This is a genomic window from Achromobacter semiaridum (assembly GCF_053543755.1).
In genome coordinates this window covers 1-19,550 of record NZ_JBLVOL010000015.1, presented here as the reverse complement: position 1 = coordinate 19,550, position 19,550 = coordinate 1, and the positions used below count along the sequence as shown (strand labels likewise).

General features: G+C 65.8%; 19 protein-coding genes and 1 riboswitch. Of the genes, 10 read left to right on the top strand and 9 right to left on the bottom strand.

All coding sequences use genetic code 11. The features are described 5' to 3' along the window. Window positions 1–15: 15 nt before the first annotated feature. Together ACNPP0_RS04370 and ACNPP0_RS04365 are read right to left on the bottom strand one after the other, a co-directional pair. A complete protein-coding gene (locus tag ACNPP0_RS04370) occupies window positions 16–408 on the bottom strand; it encodes a DUF4168 domain-containing protein (RefSeq protein WP_046805387.1) in 393 nt (130 codons plus the stop codon). 219 nt (window positions 409–627) lie between these two features. Further along, window positions 628–1,455 (bottom strand): sulfite exporter TauE/SafE family protein, encoded by an 828-nt coding sequence (locus ACNPP0_RS04365; protein ID WP_448705110.1) that lies wholly within the window; start codon window positions 1,453–1,455, stop codon window positions 628–630. Between the two features lie 161 nt (window positions 1,456–1,616). Between ACNPP0_RS04365 and ACNPP0_RS04360 the strand changes: the two genes are divergently transcribed. Beyond that, a complete protein-coding gene (locus ACNPP0_RS04360; RefSeq protein ID WP_448705109.1) occupies window positions 1,617–2,384 on the top strand; it encodes an AraC family transcriptional regulator in 768 nt (255 codons plus the stop codon). Between the two features lie 11 nt (window positions 2,385–2,395). On the opposite strand, the gene trhA is transcribed toward ACNPP0_RS04360, so the two are convergent. Further along, window positions 2,396–3,040: a PAQR family membrane homeostasis protein TrhA gene (gene trhA / locus ACNPP0_RS04355; RefSeq protein ID WP_104144330.1), complete on the bottom strand. Its 645-nt coding sequence runs from the start codon at window positions 3,038–3,040 to the stop codon at window positions 2,396–2,398. A gap of 411 nt (window positions 3,041–3,451) precedes the next feature. On the opposite strand from trhA, the gene ACNPP0_RS04350 reads away from it, so the two are divergent. Then, window positions 3,452–4,549, top strand: coding sequence for an extracellular catalytic domain type 1 short-chain-length polyhydroxyalkanoate depolymerase (locus tag ACNPP0_RS04350; RefSeq protein ID WP_448705108.1), 1,098 nt, complete (start codon window positions 3,452–3,454; stop codon window positions 4,547–4,549). A 184-nt stretch (window positions 4,550–4,733) separates the two neighbouring features. Further along, window positions 4,734–5,246 (top strand): DUF1993 domain-containing protein, encoded by a 513-nt coding sequence (locus ACNPP0_RS04345; protein ID WP_448705107.1) that lies wholly within the window; start codon window positions 4,734–4,736, stop codon window positions 5,244–5,246. Between the two features lie 42 nt (window positions 5,247–5,288). On the opposite strand, the gene ACNPP0_RS04340 is transcribed toward ACNPP0_RS04345, so the two are convergent. Beyond that, window positions 5,289–5,780 (bottom strand): VOC family protein, encoded by a 492-nt coding sequence (locus ACNPP0_RS04340; RefSeq protein ID WP_448705106.1) that lies wholly within the window; start codon window positions 5,778–5,780, stop codon window positions 5,289–5,291. 104 nt (window positions 5,781–5,884) lie between these two features. Beyond that, window positions 5,885–6,241: a DUF1428 domain-containing protein gene (locus ACNPP0_RS04335; protein ID WP_332608822.1), complete on the bottom strand. Its 357-nt coding sequence runs from the start codon at window positions 6,239–6,241 to the stop codon at window positions 5,885–5,887. A gap of 169 nt (window positions 6,242–6,410) precedes the next feature. Here ACNPP0_RS04335 and ACNPP0_RS04330 point away from each other — a divergent pair, with 169 nt between their 5' ends. The 4 genes from ACNPP0_RS04330 to ACNPP0_RS04315 all read left to right on the top strand — a co-directional run bounded on the left by ACNPP0_RS04330 (window position 6,411) and on the right by ACNPP0_RS04315 (window position 10,930). After that, window positions 6,411–7,385 carry a GlxA family transcriptional regulator gene (locus ACNPP0_RS04330; protein ID WP_332608821.1) on the top strand — a complete coding sequence of 325 codons (975 nt, stop codon included), beginning with the start codon at window positions 6,411–6,413 and terminating at the stop codon, window positions 7,383–7,385. Window positions 7,386–7,529: 144 nt separating this feature from the next. Then, window positions 7,530–9,050: an N-acetyl-D-hexosamine oxidase gene (locus ACNPP0_RS04325; RefSeq protein ID WP_448705105.1), complete on the top strand. Its 1,521-nt coding sequence runs from the start codon at window positions 7,530–7,532 to the stop codon at window positions 9,048–9,050. Between the two features lie 28 nt (window positions 9,051–9,078). Then, the gene (locus ACNPP0_RS04320) at window positions 9,079–10,296 is read left to right on the top strand and encodes a lactonase family protein (RefSeq protein WP_442880229.1); all 1,218 of its coding nucleotides are present in this window, start codon (window positions 9,079–9,081) and stop codon (window positions 10,294–10,296) included. 79 nt (window positions 10,297–10,375) lie between these two features. Then, window positions 10,376–10,930: a M23 family metallopeptidase gene (locus ACNPP0_RS04315; protein WP_332608819.1), complete on the top strand. Its 555-nt coding sequence runs from the start codon at window positions 10,376–10,378 to the stop codon at window positions 10,928–10,930. Here ACNPP0_RS04315 and ACNPP0_RS04310 read toward each other — a convergent pair. Beyond that, complete coding sequence (locus ACNPP0_RS04310) at window positions 10,887–12,134, bottom strand: D-amino acid dehydrogenase (RefSeq protein ID WP_448705104.1); 1,248 nt, start codon at window positions 12,132–12,134, stop codon at window positions 10,887–10,889. The genes ACNPP0_RS04315 and ACNPP0_RS04310 overlap by 44 nt on opposite strands. Before the next feature lie 134 nt (window positions 12,135–12,268). Beyond that, window positions 12,269–12,359: riboswitch (glycine riboswitch) on the bottom strand. Window positions 12,360–12,465: 106 nt separating this feature from the next. Here ACNPP0_RS04310 and ampC point away from each other — a divergent pair. Beyond that, window positions 12,466–13,749, top strand: coding sequence for a class C beta-lactamase (gene ampC / locus ACNPP0_RS04305; RefSeq protein WP_448705103.1), 1,284 nt, complete (start codon window positions 12,466–12,468; stop codon window positions 13,747–13,749). Window positions 13,750–13,828: 79 nt separating this feature from the next. Here ampC and ACNPP0_RS04300 read toward each other — a convergent pair whose 3' ends face one another. The 3 genes from ACNPP0_RS04300 to ACNPP0_RS04290 form a co-directional block, all read right to left on the bottom strand. Beyond that, window positions 13,829–14,839 carry a 3-hydroxybutyryl-CoA dehydrogenase gene (locus tag ACNPP0_RS04300; RefSeq protein WP_332608816.1) on the bottom strand — a complete coding sequence of 337 codons (1,011 nt, stop codon included), beginning with the start codon at window positions 14,837–14,839 and terminating at the stop codon, window positions 13,829–13,831. Beyond that, entirely contained in the window at window positions 14,833–15,930 is a 1,098-nt protein-coding gene (locus ACNPP0_RS04295; RefSeq protein ID WP_448705102.1) for an NAD/NADP octopine/nopaline dehydrogenase family protein, read from the bottom strand. Before ACNPP0_RS04295 ends, ACNPP0_RS04300 begins: the two co-directional genes overlap by 7 nt. A gap of 150 nt (window positions 15,931–16,080) precedes the next feature. Continuing rightward, window positions 16,081–17,064 (bottom strand): AraC-like ligand-binding domain-containing protein, encoded by a 984-nt coding sequence (locus ACNPP0_RS04290; RefSeq protein ID WP_448705101.1) that lies wholly within the window; start codon window positions 17,062–17,064, stop codon window positions 16,081–16,083. Window positions 17,065–17,167: 103 nt separating this feature from the next. Between ACNPP0_RS04290 and ACNPP0_RS04285 the strand changes: the two genes are divergently transcribed. Beyond that, entirely contained in the window at window positions 17,168–18,565 is a 1,398-nt protein-coding gene (locus tag ACNPP0_RS04285) for a spinster family MFS transporter (RefSeq protein WP_448705100.1), read from the top strand. Between the two features lie 95 nt (window positions 18,566–18,660). Then, the coding region (locus ACNPP0_RS04280) for a DUF2242 domain-containing protein (RefSeq protein WP_448705099.1) at window positions 18,661–19,550 on the top strand (890 nt) is incomplete at its 3' end.

Here is a 19,550-nt window from a genome sequence, read left to right as displayed (position 1 = left end):
GACTAGTCGGCTGCCTTACTTGGGCGCGCCTTTGCTCATGCTCATCACCCGCTGCTTGAGCTGCGGATTCTGCTGCACGGCCTGGCCGATCCCGTTGAATTCTTCCACCGTCAAGCCGTCGGCGCGTACCAGTTGCACCATCTTGGCGTCGGCTTCCTGCACGACCTTCTGCTTGGCGTCATCCGTTTTGGCGGCGTCGACCTTCGGGCGGTATTCGTCGACCACGCCCGACACCTTTTGCGATGCCGATGCAAAGCGCTGCAATTGCTGGTCGGTGGGTTGCGTAATGGCGGGGGCCATCTGCGGTTGCGCGGGCGGCTGGCTGGCGTTTTGGGCCATGGCCGCTGCACCGGACAGCGCCGTCGACAGGATGGCGGCGGATAGGAATGCGTATTTGGAACGCTGCATGAAACCTCCGTGTTCCGGTTAATGTCCGACCATGATGACGACCGCAACCGCCATGGGACAAGTTTCGCGATGTGTTTTCCTGTGTCGGCAGGACACGAGGGCGGGCTGCCGGCCAGGAGGGCTGCCGGGGGAGCGCGCCGGAAACGTTTTGCGTGGTTTCGTAGTCGCTGCTGGCCGCGATGTTTCCGCAGGTATGCGGGCTTCGCGAACACGCCGCCGTTACATCAGCAGCATGGCTAGCATCACCAACACCAGCAACGCGATGTAGACGCGCGCATGCAGGCGGTCGGGCAAGCGCGGAATCAACGGCGCCGCCAATCGGATGCCCAGCAGCGCGCCCAGCGCCAGCACGGCGAAGGCCAGCAGGTCGACATAGCCGAGGATCCACGGCGCAAGCGGCGCGGGCAGATCGCGCGCCGCCGCCATGTAGGCCACGGTGCCGACAATGGCGACGGGTATCGTCAACGGGTTGGCCATGGCCGCCGCCTTGGCCATCGGCAGGCCGCGCCGACGCAGCAAGGGCACCGTCATCACGCTCCCGCCCACGCCCAGGAATGTGGCGACGACACCGATCACCACACCGCCGCCAACCATCACGCCCCGGCTCAACGGCACCGCGTCGGCGCCATCGGCTTGCGCCAAAAACCCCTGGCGCAACAGGCAGTCCAGAATCGTCGCCGCCAGGTAGGCCACAAAGGCCCAGCGCACCAGCGTGCCGCTGGCGTGCGTGGCGGCCAGCGCACCCACCAGGGCGCCCACGGCGATATACGCCGCCAGAGGCCGGATATAGGCCCGAACGAGGTCGCCCGCGAGGTTACCCGCGCGCTGCTGGCGGCGGGTGGCGGCGACGGCGTTCACGACCATCACGCAGGTCGAGGTGGCCACTGCAATGTGCATGGCCGACGCGCCGATGGCGTCGTCCGCCCCGTGCGCGGCGGTCAACACGCCGTACAACACCGGCACCACGACAAAGCCGCCGCCAAAGCCGAACAGCACGGTGGTGACGCCGCTGGCGCAGCCAAAGAAAGCAAGGATCAGGTAGAGCATCGGACGGTCCCAAGAAGGAATGTCGTCACGATACGGAAGAGCGACGTGGCCGGCTTTCGTGCTTTGGACAATAATGTTTGCATTTCGGCCAAGCCGAGTGCCGGGGTGCACATTTCCCGGCCCGCACGCCCGCCCCGCACTTCCACCCTACGTCTCCCGCCATGCGCAATACGCACATTGATCACCACGATCACCTGGACCGCGCCGTGCTTGCCATCGGCAATGACTATCCGACCGGCCATGTGCTGCCCGCGCATTCGCACCGGCGCGCGCAACTGCTGTACGGGGCGACCGGAGTCATGCAGGTCTCTACGCGCGACGGCAACTGGGTGGTGCCGCCCCAGCGCGCGGTGTGGATCCCCGCCGGGGTGACGCATCAGGTGCGCATGCTGGAGGTCAGCACGCGTAGCGCGTATATCGAGCCCGATGCGGCGCGGGCAGGGCGCAATGCCTGCGAGGTAATCGAGGTATCGCCGCTGCTGCGGCAGTTGTTGCTGGAAGCGGTGGACATGCCCGCCGCATATGCACCGGACGGGCGCGATGGCGCGCTGGCCGTCTTGCTGCTGCATGAAATCGACCGTGCGCCGGTGCTGCCGCTGCACATTCCGCTACCCCGCGACAAAAAGCTGGCGCCGCTGTGCCGCGCTTTTATCGCGGCGCCGGATGCGCGCACGCCGCCGGACGCATGGGCCGCGCGCCTGCACATGAGCCCGCGCACCTTCAGCCGCTATTTCCGCCGCCAAACGGGCATGACGTTTTCAGAATGGCGGCAACGCGCGTGCGTGGTGTTGGCGCTGGCAAGGCTGGCGGCGGGCGGCGCCGTTACCGCCATTGCACTGGACTTCGGCTACCAAAGCCCCGCGGCGTTTTCAACGATGTTCCGGCGCGTGCTGGGCCAATCGCCCACGGAATACTTGCGCGGCGGGTAGTGGCCTGCCCGTCACGCCGCGTACCAGAGCACCGCGAAGAAATGGCACACGGTGCCCGCCAGCACGAACAGATGCCAGATGAAGTGACCGTAGCGCCAACGGTTGTCGAACACGAAGAACACGACGCCGCCGGTGTACGCCAGCCCGCCCGCCACCAACCATCCCAGCCCGCCCGTGGGCACGCTTTCGATCAGCGGCTTGATGGCGATGACCACCAGCCAGCCCATCGCCAGGTACAGCCCCGTGGACAGCGCCGGCCGGTTCAAGCGTTTGCTGGCTTTCAGGCCGACGCCCAGCAAGGCCATGGCCCAGACCAGGCCGAACAGCGTCCAGCCCCATGGCCCCCGCAGCGCGCCCAGGGCAAACGGCGTGTAGGTACCGGCGATCAGCAGGTAGATGGCCGAATGGTCCAGCACGTTGAAAATCTGTTTGGCGCGGCACAGCGGCAGCGCGTGATAGATGGTGGACGCCAGGTACAACAGGCACATCGACGCCGCGAACACGGCCGCCGCCGCGATGAAGGCGGCGTCGCCCTGGCGTACGGCGGCCACAATCAAGATGGGCGCGGCGGCCAAAGCGCCAACGGCGCCGATCCCGTGGCTGATGGTGTTAGCGATTTCCTCGCCTAGGGTCTGGGGTCTGTCGTTGGGAAACATGTGCGTCTGGTGAATGCGTGGTGCGGGTTGCAAGATCATCACCTTAAGCGCTTTGCGCGGCGGGCTCAACGGGACGGGGCTCGCCACCGCAGCGGAAACGCGCGCCGCTTGATTTTCAGCAAGAGGCGCCGCCACGCGCAGGAGAAAAGGGTGGGAACGCTGGTTACCCTGTGATACATTTCCTGCGGCTGTTTTACCGACACCGGTTGACTGAGTTCTACCGCCCGCAGAGGTGGGCTACGTTCTTTTTTCTGGGCTCGCACCCGCGTTCGCGCAGTCGCGCAGGACGCAACGGATATCCTTACCGATCTGACCATCGCCGTCGCGCTGGTGGCCTGTGCGCCATGCGCGGCAGGCGGCCCCGGCCCGGCCGGGGAAGGTTCAAGCAGGTTTACTGGCCGAGGCCTACCAATGGCGCGCAGTTTCTCCAATCTGTTTTTCAAAGCCGCAAAGAAGATCAGCAAGCTACAGCGCACGGCGCTGCGCATGGCATCGCCCAAGCCCGCCAGAAAGCGCGCCACCCCACCACGCAAAACCGCGACCAAGACGGCATCCCCCGCCACCGCCGCCCGTCAGCCCGCGACCCCATCGTTGGGCAACGGGCGCTGGGAAGGCACCCGCCAATTTTCCGATGGCAAGGGCCGCCAGCTGACGTTTGCGCGGTACACCCCGGCCGGTGCCACGCCGGGCCATCTGCCGGTCGTGGTCATGCTGCACGGTTGCCGGCAGACCGCACTGGCTTTCGCGCGCGGTACGCGCATGAACCAGTGGGCAGACGCCGGCGGCTTCATGGTGCTGTACCCGCAGCAATCCATGACGCGCCAGGTGCAGCGCTGCTGGCGCTGGTTCCAACCCGATGACGCCCATGGCGGCGCAGAGGCCGACCTGATCGCGGCGTTGATCCAATCGGAAGTGGCGCGGCATGGGCTGGACCCCGAACGCGTGTATGTGGCCGGCTTGTCCGCAGGCGCGGGCATGGCGGCGCTGGTGGCGTTGCGGCACCCGTCGTTGGTCGCCGCCGTGGCCATGCATTCCGGGCCGGTAGTGGGCGACGCCCATAGCGCCGCCGCCGGCATCGGCACCATGCGGCGCGGCTCGCTCAAGCCATTGCCGTCGCTGGTGCGTGACGTGGCTGACCCCGCCGTGTTCGAACTGGGCATGCCCGCGCTGATCCTGCACGGCCAGTTGGACCCGGCCGTGGCCCCGCGCAACGCCAAGCAATTGTTCGAGCAGTTTCGCGCCTTGAACGACCCGCGCCCCGAGGACGTGCCCGTCGAGCGTGTCTTGGGTTTGGGGTCCGAGAAGGCGTATCGCCGCGTTGACCTTATGCGGGGACGCAAGACGGTGCTGCGCCTGTGCGAGATCACGCGCTTGGAACACGCCTGGAGCGGCGGCGATCCGTCGGTGAAATATCACGCGCGTAACGGCCCGGATGCGTCGGCGTTGGTGTGGCGGTTTTTCCAGGGACTGCGGCGCGCGGGCGCGGGCGGACCCGGCTCCGGAGACTGACGCCGACCCCGACCCCGGCCCCGACCCCGGCCCCGAGCCCGCTACCGATTGTTCGCCGATTGGGAATGGATATGTCGGCCCCTCGCATCATGGCGCCGGCCCTGCGCGGCGGTAACATCGCCGCATCCCCGGTTGGCGCTGCATTGACGCAGCCGCCAGCCAGGACTCAACTGGAACTTCTGCCATGACTCTTTCTGTTTATCAGGCTTCCGTGCCTGTGTTCATCCGGGGCATGACCGTGCTGGCATCGCTGCTTGAAAAGGCGGCCGCGCATGCCCAGGCTCAAGGCATCGACCCCGCCGAACTCGTCAATGCCCGCCTGGCGCCCGATATGTACCCGCTGTCGGGTCAGATCCAACGCGCCAGCGACGCCGCCAAATTCGCGGTGCAGCGCCTGTCGCAAGGTCAGGCGCCCAAGTTTGCCGGCGAAGAAAAGACCTTTGAAGAATTGCAGCAGCGCATCGCCAACACCATCGCCTACCTGCAAAGCGTGACGGCCGAACAGGTGGAAGGCGCCGCAGACCGACAGATCGTCGTCAACTTTGGCGACTTCAAGCCGGAATTCCGAGGCGACACCTACCTGCTGACCTTCGCGCTGCCCAACTTCTACTTCCACGTGACGACCGCTTACGACATCCTGCGCCACGCGGGCGTGAAGATCGGCAAGCTGGACTTCCTGGGTCCGTATTCGCAGTAAGCGGATTCTGACGTTGCCAGGAAGGGCGGGGCGCTCAGCGGGTCAGTCGGCGTTGCCGCAGCCTGACATCTCGCCCATCTTGGCCATGTTCTGCTGGATTTCTTCGGGCGTGTAATCGAATTGGTGCGTGGCAATCGACCAGCGGTGGCCGAACGGGTCGATCACCTGGCCGTAGCGGTCGCCCCAGAACATGTCGGCCACCGGCATCGCAACCGTGGCGCCGGCATCCAGCGCCTGTTTGAACGAGGCGTCCACGTCCTTGACGTACAGGTGCAGCGTCACCGGCGAGCCCTTCAGCCCCTTCGGGCCCAGGCTGCCCCACTGAGGAAAATCGTCCATCAGCATCAGCACCGAATCGCCGATACGAATGGCCGCGTGCATGACCTTGCCTTCCGGCCCGGGCAGGCGCGCCAGTTCTTCCGCGCCGAAGGCTTTTTTGTAGAAGGCGATGGCGTCGGACGCGCCCTCGCAAACGATGTGCGCGGTCAGCGTGTGCATGCCGGTGGGAATGGGCGTGGTTGCGGGCGTAGCCATGATGCGTCTCCAAAATCGGTATTGGGTTGGCGGGACAAGCTGTAAGCCCTGTCCCTGCCTATACGACGAACGGGCAGCGCCGATATCGACACGCCCCACGGTTTTTATTTTGCTACCAGCGTGCTGAATCCGCCCCAGCACATGCGTTTGAAATCAAATACGCCTTCGCAGCACGTGTTGGCCAGGCGCGGATCGGCCATCACCAGCGCATTGATTCGGTCGCGTTCGGCCTTGCTGGCGTAGACGATCCAGGCAAACACCACGGTTTCGTCGTCCTTGGCGCTGGCCGCTTCCCTGAACGACCGAAAGGTTTCGCTGGCCAGGTCATCGGCCACGCATTCGCGGTAATCCAGCGCGCCGTGCTCCAGCCAGACCGCCTTGGCCTGGTCCGCCATCTTCTGGTAGGCCGGCACGTTCGCCTTGGGCACCGGCAGCACGAAACCATCTATGTATTCCTGCATCGCACACTCCTTGGGTTGCTGTTGTTGTGTTGAAGGCGGCATGCCCGCTGGCCACACCCCCTCCACCCGGCACGAGGGGCCGGTAGACGCCACTTTATCGGGATCGCCGGCGCTTTCAGATAGGGGATTGCGACATTCTTGCGGGTGGATTGCGACAGCGCTCGGGCGTATGCTTACCGACATGAAAAACGTCGCTTTCCTACTGCCGACTGGCACCAATATTGCGTCCCTGGAAACGGCGCGCCACGGCTTCCAGGTGGCCAACGCCTACCTGGTCGCGCAAGGCCGGGAACCGCAATTCCACGTGTGCACGCTGGCGTTGACGCGCGAGGTCAGCCTGGACGACGGGCGTATCAAGGTGCTGGCGGATCAGGTGCTGGCCGACGCGCCGCGCATCGATATCTGTATCGCGCCGCCCCTGCTGGGCGCGGTGCCCGACGTGGTGCTGTCCAACCGCGAACTGATCGATTGGCTGGCAAGCCACCATCGCGCCGGCGGCGAAGTGGCCAGCCTGTGCATGGGGGCCGCCTTGCTGGCGGCGGGCGGCGTGTTGGACGGGCAGCAGGCCGTGGTGCATTGGGTGGCGCAAAATCTGTACGCCACCCTGTTTCCCAATGTCCACTGGATCAGCGATCGCGTGGTGATGGCCGAGAACGGCGTCTACACCAGCGGCGGGGCGTTTTCCGCCGCCCATCTGGTGCTGCACCTGATCGAAAAATACACCGATCGCGATACCGCCATCTGGTGCGCCAAATATTTCCAGCTGGACTGGAGCCGTCAGAGCCAACTGCCGTTCGCCGTGTTCATGGGCCAGAAGGCGCATGCCGACGAGGTCGTGCGCGCGGTGCAAAGCTACATCGAACGTTGCTACACGGAAAAGATCACCGTCGAGTCCCTGGCCGAGCGCCACGCGATGGGACGGCGCACGCTGGAACGGCGCTTTCGCCAGGCCACCGGCAACAGCATCGTGCAGTACCTGCAACGCGTGCGGGTGGAGGCCGCCAAGAAACGGCTGGAAACGTCGCGCATAAGCGTGGCCGAAGTCATGTATGAAGTGGGCTACAACGACACGAAGGCGTTTCGCGACATCTTCAGCAAGCACTGCGGGATGTCGCCGGTCGGGTATCGGGACCGATATCAATAGGACGTCGAAGAAGTCGCTATGGCACTCGCAAAAGTGCTAGCCGAACTCCCCCTGAAAATAGGATATCTACTACAGCTATTGGCGCGCCACCGGCCTATCCTTGACACGTCGCGGCCTGACCCCAGGCCCGGAGGGCGAGTCAAGATGAGCATCAGCGTGACGCCAGGCGATCCCCGCTACAAGACCTTGAAAAAGGGCTTCAACCTTCGTTGGCCGGCGCGGCCCAGCCATGCGGCCACGCGTATCGAACTATGCGAAACGCCGGAGCAGGCGGCGGCGGCACTAAGTCGTATCGTGGCCGAGGGCAAGCGCCCCACGATACGCAGCGGCGGCCATTGCTATGAAGACTTCGTCTCCAACAATCCGGGCGGCGTCATCCTGGACCTCAGCCTGCTGGACCGCGTGCCGTCCTCAGAGGGCCTGCTGCGGGTGGCGGCCGGTTCGCAAAACTGGAATGGCGATCAAGACCTCTACAAGCGTCACGGCGTGTCGCTACCCGGCGGGTCCTGCTATTCGGTGGGCGCGGGCGGCCATATCAGCGGCGGCGGGTATGGGCTGCTGTCACGCCTGCAAGGGCTGGCGTGCGACTGGCTAAGCGCGGTCGACATCCTGACCGTGGACGCCCACGGCAGTGTCGTGCCACGCACCGCCAGCGCCACGCAAGACGCCGCTCTGTTCCGCGCATGCCGGGGGGGTGGCGGCGGCAATTTCGGCGTGATCACCAGCTATGGCTTTGCCGCGCTACCGCGTGCCCCGCGCGAAGTGGCCATCGCCACCGTCGCGTTCGACTGGGCGGGCATGACGCCCAGCCGCTTCGCGCAGTTGCTGGATATTTACGGCGGCTACTGGAACACGCGCGGCCGCGACGCCGACACCTGGGGCATGTTCTCGTTGCTGAAACTGACACATCGCTCTGCCGGGCAGATCGTCATGATCGTGCAATTTTGCAACCCCGACGGCACCTGCCAGGACCTGTCCGTGCTGCAAGATTTCCTGGATCGCTTCCGCCCCTGCGCGCCGGTGGCCGCGCGCGCCACCACGCCGGGGCTGCCGCGTCCACGCGCAGGCGGCGACCTGCTGTGCAGCGAACCGCACACGGTCATCCGCCATGACTGGCTGGTGGCCACGCAAGCGCTTAACGGCTCGGGGCCGAATCAACGCGGCAAATACAAATCCGCCTACATGAAGCGCAATTTCACGGCCCACGAAGCGGCGCGCATCCACGCCCACCTGACGCGCGACGTCCCTGGCGCCGACCTGCGCCAGTCGCTGTTGCAGGTGGACTCGTACGGGGGCGCCGTCAACCAGCCGGACCGCCTGCGCGACACCGCCGTGCACCAGCGCGCGTCCACCATGAAGCTGCAATACCAAACGTACTGGAACCACGCCGACCACGACCCCCTGCACGTACGCTGGATGTCGGATTTCTATCGCGATGTATATACCGACCCGGCGGCCCGGCCCGAACACGCCGGCACGCCGTATCCCGGCGACCGCTACGAAGGGTGCTACATCAATTACCCCGACAGCGACATGCTGGCGTACCCGTTCTGGCCACGGTTGTACTACGGCGACGGCGGGCTTTATCCTTTCCTGCAAGAGGTCAAGCGCCGCTACGATCCCAACAACGTCTTTCACCACGCGATGTCGGTGCGCCCGTCATGACGCGCCGCCCGCCTTGCCGGATTTCGCCATGAATTCCCTATCCAGTGCTCCCCGCAGATCCTTCATCCAGTTCGCCGGAGGCTTGTCGGCGGCCAGCGCGGCGGGGCCCTGGCTGTCGGCCATGGGCGCCACGACCGCCCGCGCCGATGCCCGCTACGCCTATGTGGGTACCTATACCCGCGACGCGCCCGGCGGCACTGCCGGCGGGCCGCCATCGCGCGGCATACATGCCTATGCGCTGCGCCCGCAGGGTGGCTGGCATCTGATCCAGGTGATGGAAAGCGACAATCCGTCCTACCTGGCCGTACACCCCACGCAACGCTTTCTTTACGCCATCAACGAGATCGATCAATGGGAAGGCCTGGCCCGAGGCACGGCCGAATCCTATGCGATCGACCCGGCTGACGGCAGCCTGCGCTTTTTGAACCGGCAGCCCTTGTCGCTATCCAGCACCGCGCCTGCGTACCTGGCCGCATCCCCGGATGGCCGCTACCTTGTCACCGCGCAATACGGGGGTGGCACCTACAACGTGCTGCCCATCCAGGCCGACGGCGCGTTGGGTGAAGTGTCGGGCATCGTCAAGGAAACCGGCTCGGGTCCGCGCCCCGAACAACAATCCGCGCACCCGCACATGGTGCTGTTCGACTCCACCGGCCAGCGCGTCCTGGCTACCGACCTGGGCAGCGATCGCATCAACCTGTTCACGTTCAAGGACGGCAAGCTGGCGCTGTCCGAACGCACGACGCTGCCCGCGGGCAGCGGGCCACGCCATCTTGCGCTGCATCCCGATGGCGCGCTGTTATATGTCTTGAACGAGCTTGACGCCTCTATCGCATGCTTTGGCTACGACGCCCGCGCCGGCCGCGTGCTGGCGCAGCGCCACCACGTAGCTGCCACACCACCCGGATTCACCGGCGCGGGCAACGCGGCGGCATTGCTCATCCACCCCTCTGGGCGCTTCCTGTACGCATCCACCCGCCGCGTCGATAACGACCACCCGCAAGCCGACAGCATCGCCGTCTTTGCCGTCGCCAAAGACGGCGCATTAAGCCGCGTGCAAACCTGGACTGACGGGCTGCGCTTCCCCCGCGCACTCACCCTGGCGCCAGACGGGGGCAGCTTGTACGCGCTGAACCAAAAGGGCGATTCCATCCTGCGCTTGCGCATCGATGCGGCAACCGGGCATTTAAGCGACATGCAGGTGGCGGCGCAGGCACCGACACCGGTTTGCCTGATGTTCGTCTAGAAGGCTACGGCACGCGATATTGACTGCCGGCGGGACAGCCCCTCGGGAACCCCTCGGCATACCCGCCGTCGAACCTTGCATGACCGTTGATCCTGTATTGCGCTTCCTTCGCCGCCTTGTCGTCCTGGGCTTATTGATCTGGCTTGCTGCCTGGGCATGGCCGCGCCTGCCCGACGCCGCGCGCGCACCCTGGCATATGGCCCGGCTGGCCTGGCAGCAAGCGCCGACGTCCTTGCCCGTGCCGGTACAGGGCGTGTCCGCCAGACGGTTGGCCGACACCTGGGGCGCGGCCCGGGCGGGCGGCCGCCAACACGAGGGCATCGACATCTTCGCCGCGCGGGGCACGCCTGTGCTGTCCACCACGGAAGGCGTGGTCATGCAGGTGGGCACGAACAACCTGGGCGGTCAGGTCGTGTGGGTGCTGGGCCCCGGACGCCAGCGGCATTACTACGCGCACCTGGATGGCTACGCCGATATTCAACGGGGGCAACTGGTGGCGCCCGGAGACGTACTGGGCTACGTCGGCAACACCGGCAACGCGCAAGGCACGCCGCCGCATTTGCATTACGGCATCTACGACGGCGGCGCCATCAACCCCTATACGTTGCTGGTGGCGCCGGCAGCGCCGCCCTGACGCTTTGCGCCAGCACCTGCGCCGTCGCGGCTGACAACGTCCACCCCAGATGCCCGTGCCCGGTGTTGTAGAACACCCCCGGACGCTTGCCCGGCCCCACGCGCGGCATCATGTTGGGGGTCATGGGGCGCAGGCCGCACCACGGCACGACGCGCGTGGTATTGATATTGGGAAAGTGCTTGCGCGTCCAGTCGATCAGCGGCTGCACGCGCTCGGCTCGGATGTCCATGTTGAAGCCGTTGAATTCGGCCGTGCCCGCCACGCGGAAGCGGTCCCCCAGGCGGCTGGTGACGATCTTCGCGGCTTCATCCAGCAGGCTGACGCGCGGCGCGGCGCCCTGGCTGTCGGCGTCGTCCAGGTGCACGCTGATCGAATAGCCCTTGACCGGATAGATGTTGATCGAATCGCCCAGCAGGCGGGCAAATTTCCTGCTGGCCGCGCCTGCGCACACGACGATGGCGTCCGCCTCGTGTCGATCGCGCTGCGTGCCGCCGTCGCGACGGATGTCCAGCAGGTAAGGGCGGTCGTGGCGTTGGATGTTGTCGATGTCGGCATCGTGCACGAACGTGACGCCACGGCGCTGGCATGCCCGGGCCAGGCCGCGCGTGAACTTGTGGATGTCGCCGGTGGCGTCCGACGGGGTGTAGAAACCGCCGTGGCATCCGGCTTGCATGGCGGGTTCGATAGCGCGCGCTTCGTCGGCGGTGACTACATAGCGGTCCAGACCGCCGGCTTGCAGCAGCGCGTTGGCGCGGTGCGCGGCCTTGAAGCTGTCGGCGTCATGGTAGATGTGCAGGATGCCCCGGCGCTCCAGGTCGAAGTCGATGCCTTCGGCCTCGGCCATGTCGAACAGATGCTGGCGCGCTTCGATGGCCATTCGCGTGGTGGCGATGGTGTTGTCACGGTAGTGCGGAATCTGCGCCATGAACTGCGCCAGCCACGAATACTTGTGCCAGCTGAAGCGGGGGTTCAGCAACAGCGGCGCGTTTTTGCGCAACATCCAACGCAGCCCCTTGATGATGGTGGCCGTACTGTTCCAGACTTCGGCGTTGCTGGCGGACAACTGGCCGCCGTTGGCATACGACGTTTCCATGGCGGGATAGCGCTGGCGGTCGTAGACGGTGACCGCGTATCCCAGCTTCGACAGGGCATAGGCGGACGTGACGCCGGTGATACCGGCGCCAATGATGGCGATGCGGGGCATGGTGGCTCCAGGCAAGGTGGCCGCGACCAATGTGGACGCGGCACCCCATCTGTCTTTGGTACCTGAGAGTTTCACCCGCGCGGGCGGCGGGTTCCCCTTCGGTGGGCGCGCACGGCGCCTCTCTCCAGATTGTCTACACGCGCGCAGTCCTGTTGCCTGAGAGTTTCCGGGGCGGTTGCTCCGTCGGCGCCGGCCGCAAGGGCCGGTCTCTTCTGCGCGGTTTTGAATCGACTGCGTACAGAATAGCTAAGTTCATGTCGCATTTGCTTCAGGGTTAGTACTATGTCGCCTGCGCCGTTGGGCTGGCGTGAATTGAAATAGGACGATAGGAATGAGCTTTCACGCCGCGCGACGCGCTGTTTTGCAAGCCCTGGCCGTGATGGCCGGCGGGGCCGTGTTTTCGTTGGCCGCGGCCGAGCCCGTGGCCCCCGGTGCCGACATCAACGACGCCGTGCATGCGCTGATGCGCGAGTACGACGTGGCGGGCCTGGCCATTGCCGTTACGCGTGAAGGGCGACAAGAATTCCGCAGCTATGGCGTGGCCTCTTTGCAAACGCAGGCGCCTGTCAGCCGTGACACGCTGTTTGAGGTGGGCTCGATCAGCAAGACGTTTACCGCCACGCTGGCGACTTATGCCCAGGCGTTGGGCAAGCTGTCGCTGACCGACAGCCCGGCGCGCTTTGTGCCCGCCCTGCAAGGCACGGAGTTCGCCAAGCTGAACCTGATCCACCTGGGTACGCACACGGCTGGCGGCTTCCCGCTGCAAGTGCCCGACGCGGTGCGGGACAACGCCCAGTTGATGGCCTACCTGTGCGCGTGGACCCCGCGCTACGCCCCCGGCACGTACCGCACCTATGCCAACCCCAGCATCGGCATGTTGGGCGTGGTGGCGGCCAAGAGCCTGGGTCAGCCTTATGCGCAGGCCATGGAGAAGACGCTGTTGCCCAGGCTGGGCCTGGCCAACACCTATATTCAGGTGCCGGCCGCCAGGATGGGCGACTACGCACAGGGCTACAACAAACAGAACGCGCCGGTGCGCGTGAACCCGGGCGTGCTGGCCGACGAAGCCTACGGCGTCAAGACCAGCGCCAGCGACCTGATCCGCTTTGTGGACGCGAACATGGGCGTGGCGTCAGCGCCCGCGCAATTCAGCGCCAAGGCCGCCCGCGATGCGAAGATCGCCAAGGCCGTCATCGCCGACCCCGTAGTGTCCAAGGCCTTGGCCGATACGCATGTGGGCTACTACGACGTGGGCGGAATGACGCAGGACCTGGCCTGGGAACAACTGGCGTATCCGGTGACGCTGAAAGCGCTGTTGGCGGCGAACGCCGGCACGTTGAACAGCCAGAACCACCCGGCCAAGGCCTTGACCCCGCCGCAGCCGCCGCGTGCTGATGCGTGGATAAACAAGACGGGTTCCACCAACGGCTTTGGCGCCTACGTGGCATTTGTGCCGTCCAGGAAAATCGGCGTGGTGATCCTGGCGAATCGAAATATTCCGAACGAAGCCCGCGTGCGTCTGGCGTATCGCATTCTTGAAGAGGAAACGGCGGCGGAGACGGAACCGGGATCGCAACCGGGATCGCAACCCGACGCCCGCGCGCAAGCGAACTGAGAAGGGCAAGCGGCGTACCCGGCCCCCTTGCTGGCCTCTTGCTGGCCTCTTGCTGGCCTCTTGCTAGCCCTTGCCGCCCTCAGCCGTCAGCGCCCGGCAACGTGCGCGCCCCGTCAAAGCGCGGCAATAACCCCATCACCTCCAGCCTTTTGCACAGCTGGCCCAGGCGCTGCATCTTGTAGGCGTCCACGTCCCTGTCGGCGTAGTCGTAAAAGCCCTTGCCATCGCGCAGGCCGTTGCGGTTTTGCTCCATGTTTTGGGCAATGACAGCAGGCGATGCAAAACGCGGGCCGATCTCGGCTTCCAGGTAGCGCGATGCGTAGTACAGGATGTCGCCGCCGCCCCAGTCGATGAACTCCAACAGGCCCAACACCGAAAACCGCAGCCCGAATCCCAGGCGCACGGCAGTGTCGATATCTTCGGCGCTGGCCACGCCTTCCTCGACCATGCGCGCGGCCTCGTTCATGGCAAGCGCCTGGATGCGCGGCACGATGTAGCCGGCTGTGGGCGCGCATTGCACGGGCGTCTTGCCGGCTTGGCGCAGCACGGCCAGCAACGCTTGCAGGGCGGCATCGGCGGTGCGAGGCCCGGCGCTGACTTCAACCAGCGGAATCAGATAGGCGGGGTTGAGCCAGTGCGCATTCAAAAAACGCTCGGCGCCCGGCATCAGTTCGGCCAGCTCGGTCACCAGAAACGTGGACGTGGTTGACGCTATGACGGTGTCTGCCGCGCACACCCGGCCCAGCCAGGCGAAGGTGTCGCGCTTGGCGTCCAGGCGTTCCGGCACGGCTTCGAAGACGATGCGCGCGCGTTGCAGGTCGGCCTGGGCTTCGTCGCGTCCGCACAGGCGAACGCGCTGCATGGCGGTGTCGGCTTGCTGGGCATCCAGCAGGCCAAGCCGGCTTAGCGTGGCCAGTTCCCGCCGCAGGTTCGCCAGCACGCGCGCGTGGTGGTCGGCTTGTTCTGTCGGGGATCGGGGTTTGATGTCGACCAGCGTCACGGCGCGTCCCGCGTGGGTGTATGACAGCGCGATGCCTTCCCCCATGCGCCCGGCGCCGATCACGCAGATTCTTTCTTCCATGGTCAGCATCCTTGTTCCAGCAATTCAGCCATGCCGGCGCGCGACAGACGATCCAGCCCCAGGCGTTCCAGCGTGCGGCCCTCGGCGTACAGATCGCGGCCCGTGATGGCGCTGGCGATGCCAAGCAGGCCTTGCGCCACCGGCGTTGGCACGCCTGCCCAGCTTCCCGTGGACACCAGGAAGGAAAGACCCAGCCGCGTGTCCTCAAGCATGTAGCGGTGCGTGTGCAGGTCGATGGTTTCGCGCCAGTCGCCACTGTCGGTCAGCTTGCCGTGTGCGCCGCGACCGTACATCCATTCATCGCCTTCCGTGGCGTAGTGGTCGGCCAGTGGAAAGTGCGGCGCGGCGTAGCCCAGCGCCTCGCGGATGGCGATGCGTTCGGCGTCCAGCGCGTCGGTGACGCGGCGGATCGACGGCTGCGTGCCTTCGTTGTGAATGTCCCACTTGTCGAAATGCTCCAGGGGGCCGGCGTTCATCATGATGAGCGGCGGATGAATGATGGGGCCGGCGTTCATCAAGGCGCCCGCTAATCCGTCTTCAATGGGCTCGATGCTCGGGTAGACCTGGCCCAGCAACGCCAGCGCGTCGTCGGTCAGCCGGCTGGGGAACACGCCGGTGGGCAAGCGCGTGGCGTAGCCGCTGATGACGACCGTGTTGCCGTGCTTGCGCGCCAGATAGGGCAGGGTGCCGGTTTCGGCAAACGCCACGCGGGCGGTGTTGCCGGCGTCCCGCTGCGCGCGGGAAAACAGGTAGCAGCCAAACGTGCCGGGCGGCAGGAACACCACCTGCCCGTCCTGCAACAGCGGGGCCAGCATGGGCGCAAGCGCGTCGTGAGTGGTCGAGGGCAGGGGAATGACGACGACCCGCGCGTCGGCCAGCGCGGCCTCCAGCGAGGCTTGCAGCGCCAACTGCCCGGGGCCCTGGCCCAGCGGGACCTGGCGCGTGCCGCGGTAGTCTGTGACGGTCAGCGCACCGGCCTTGCGCAAGCCGTCGAACGCGTCGTCATCCCGGCGCCACCAGCTCACCTCGTGTCCTTTTTCGGCAAGTTCGGCCGCGGCCGCGTAGCAGCCGTGGCCGCCGCCAATTACGCTGATTCGCATGATCAAGCTCCTTCTTTGAAGGCTTGATCCTAGCGGCGGCGCGGCGCGTGGGCTGCGCCAAATGCGCAAGCGCCGTTCCGATCCGGCAAGGGATTGCGACGGGGCGGGCGCGGGATTTCGATGGCGCGGGCGATGGCCGACGACATCGCGCTAGGGCCGATGCCGACGCAGCGTGTCCGACGGCAGGCAGCCGTAGCGCTTGCGGTAATGCGTGGCGAAATGGCCAAAGCTGCTGACGCCGTGGCGCAGCAGGATGTCGGTCACGCTATCGCCGCCGCGCGCCTGTTCCAGCGCGGCGTGCACCAGGGCCAGGCGGTGGTTGCGCACGTAGTCGCTGGGGCTTTGCTTGAGGAACTGCGTAAAGCCGTTTTGCAGCGTCCGCACCGACACGCCGCAGTGCGCCGCCAGATCCGCCAGCGAAATCGCTTCGTCGACATGGCTTTCGATGTAGTCGCGCGCGGCGCGCACATGTTGGGGCAGGGGCTGGCGGTGGTCGGCGCGCAAGGCGTCGGAATAGTTGTGCGGCAGCTGGGTCAACAGCAGCGCCAGCAGGTAGTCGGAAAAGCCGGCCGCAAGCGTCTGCGTGACGCCGTCGATGGCGGGGTGCTGGTATAGGCGACACAGGTAGTCCAGCGTTTCGCGCACGGCGGCCAGGCCGGGGGAATCCGGCGGCGCTTCCAGGTCGAACACCAGCGCGTGCTTGATGGGGCGGTCCAGCAGGCGCTGCAATTGATGTTCCAGCGCCTGCCGCTCGACACGCAGGATCAGGTTGCGGCAGTCGCGGCCGATGCTGATCACGCTGGGTTCGGACGGCGATGAAATCGTCAGGCTGCCCGCTTGCAGGGACGCGCTGCGTTTGCCCAGCGTGACCAGACCCGACCCTTGCAGCGTGATGCGGATCAGGTAATAGCTGGAGATGTCGCCCGCGTCGATTTCGACTTCGGCGCCGTAGTGCAGATCGAACAGCGCCGCGTTGCCGAAGAACACGCCATACAGCCGCGATTGCAAGGGTTTGCCCTGGGCCACGCACATGCGGTGCGACCACAGGTGTTGGCTGACCTGGTCTTTGACCTCGGCGGCGTTGCCCGAGTCCAGCAAGCAATGGCGGTTCAGCGGATAGGTGTCGTTGAACATGCTTTCCTGCGCGGTGGGAACAGTCGTTGCGCGCCGCGTATAGAGGCCGGCTGCGCAAAGACCTACAAACGATGGACAAGACTAAGCAAAACAAGGGAAAAACATGACTGACGCGACGCTGCCGCCACTGACGAAACGAAGCTACGCCTACGAGTGGTACGTCGTCGTGATATGCATGCTAGCGTACATATTTTCCTTCGTCGACAGACAGATCCTGGCGCTGATGATCGAACCGATCAAGCACGATCTGCAACTGTCCGACACGCAATTCAGCCTGCTGCACGGCTTGGCATTCTCGCTGTTCTACGCCGTCATGGGCATCCCCATCGCCTTGCTGGCCGACCGCTATTCGCGCCCGAGGATCATCGCCATCGGCGTGGCGTTCTGGAGCCTGGCAACCGCCGCCTGCGGCCTGTCGCGCAGCTTTGCGCACATGTTCCTGGCGCGCATCGGCGTGGGCGTGGGCGAGGCCGCCTTGTCGCCCGCCACCTATTCCATGCTTAGCGATATGTTCCCGCGCGACAAGCTGGGCCGCGCCGTCGGCATCTATTCGATCGGCTCGTTTATTGGTGGCGGCATGGCGTTCCTGATCGGCGGCTATGTCATCAACCTGCTTAAAAGCGTGGACAGCGTGGTGGTGCCGTTGGTCGGCGCGATGCGACCGTGGCAGGTCACGTTTTTCATCGTGGGCTTGCCGGGTCTGCTGGTGGCGCTGCTGATCCTGCTGACGGTGCGCGATCCGCGGCGCTTGGGCTTGCGCCGCAACGCAGACGGCCACGCGCCCAAGCCCACGGTGGCCGACACGTTTCGTTTTCTGGGCCGTCATCGCCGCACATTCTTTTGTCACTACCTGGGCTTTTCGTTCTATGCCATGGTGCTGTTTGCCTTGCTGGGCTGGACGCCCGCCTTCTACATGCGCAAGTTCGGCATGTCGCCGGTGGATGTGGGGTACATGCTGGGTGTGGTGGTGCTGGTGGCCAATACGGCGGGCGTTTTTTGCGGCGGCTGGCTGATGGACGGGCTGGCCCGACGCGGCTATCGCGATGCGCCGATGCGGGCGGGCGTGATCGGCGCGGTAGGCATGGCGCTACCGGCCGTGGCGTTCACCCAGGTGGACAGCTTGGCGGCGTCGGTGGCGCTGTTGCTGCCGGCAATGTTCTTTGCGTCCTTTCCCATGCCCACGTCCACGGCGGCGATGCAGATTCTGCCGCCCAACCAGATCCGCGCGCAGGTGTCGGCGCTGTTCCTGCTGATCTCCAATTTGATCGGCCTGGGGTTGGGGACGACGGCGGTGGCGTTGTTGACCGATCGCTTGTTCAAAAGCCCGGCGGCGGTGGGGCAGTCGTTGTCGCTGCTGATCGGCGTGGCCACTGTGCTGTGCGTGCTGCTGCTGGCGGCGGGATGCGCCAGTTATCGGCGCAGCCTGGGGCAAGAGGAATCGCGCGAGGAATCGCGCGGGGAAAACGGGGTCAGTTCCGCATTTGCTCCCCGACCCCATTAAAACTGTTTCAAGGGATCACGGTGGGCGGGGGGCGATTCGCCACCGGCCCATTCCTGGCCGATAATGCCCGCTTTACGCCAAAAGCCGGACCCCTCATGCCCAGCGTTACCCGTCGTCTGCCCGTTTCCTTGTTTGTCTGCCTGACGGCGATCCTTGCGGGATGCAGTTCGCCCAAGCCGGCTTACGAAAGAGAAGACTTCGCGCAAAACGATGTGTTCTCGCGCACCTTCCCCTCGGCCAGCACCACCGCCTGCGATGCGGGCCGGCGTGCCCTGCTCAGCCAGGGCTACAACATCGACCGCTTCGACCCGGCCCGCGTGTCCGGGCACAAGAACTTCCAGGGCGAGGACGGCCTGCACACGCAGATCAATTTCAATATCGACTGCGCCTCGGACGGCAGCGCCAACCAGCGCGCCACGGTGTTTGCCAACGCGGTGCAAGACCGCTATTCAATCAAGCGCACTTCCAGCTCGGCCAGCGTGGGCGTCAGCGTGCTGGGCCAGGTGTCGATGCCGTTCGGCTCCAGCGACGACTCGCTGGTCAAAACGGCTAGCCAGACGGTGTCGCGTCCGAAATTCTACGAAGGCTTTTTCCAGCTGTTGCAGCGCTTCCTGCCCGACGCGGAAGCCGCCGCCGCCCCGCATGTGCCGCCAAGCCCCCGCGCCCGCGCGTCGCAAGCCAAGCCGCCCGCGCCGCCTGCCGATCCGGTCGTGTCCCCGGACGCGCCCGCCGACACCTTGAATCCCGCTGCGGCGAACGGGCCGTCGGGGCCAGGCGCCGGCAGTGACAAGGCCGGTGACAAGGCCGGTGACACGACCACGCAAAAGCCCGCCGTGGACGCGCCCCACGCCGCGCCGGCATCCACACCGGGCAATACTCCAACCGGCACGCCGCCCGCCGCGCCCGCCACGTCTCCGGCGTTGCCGGGGCCGGGCGCGTCGATCTCGACTCCGTCAGCGGTCAGCCCGTCCGCTGCACCGACCGG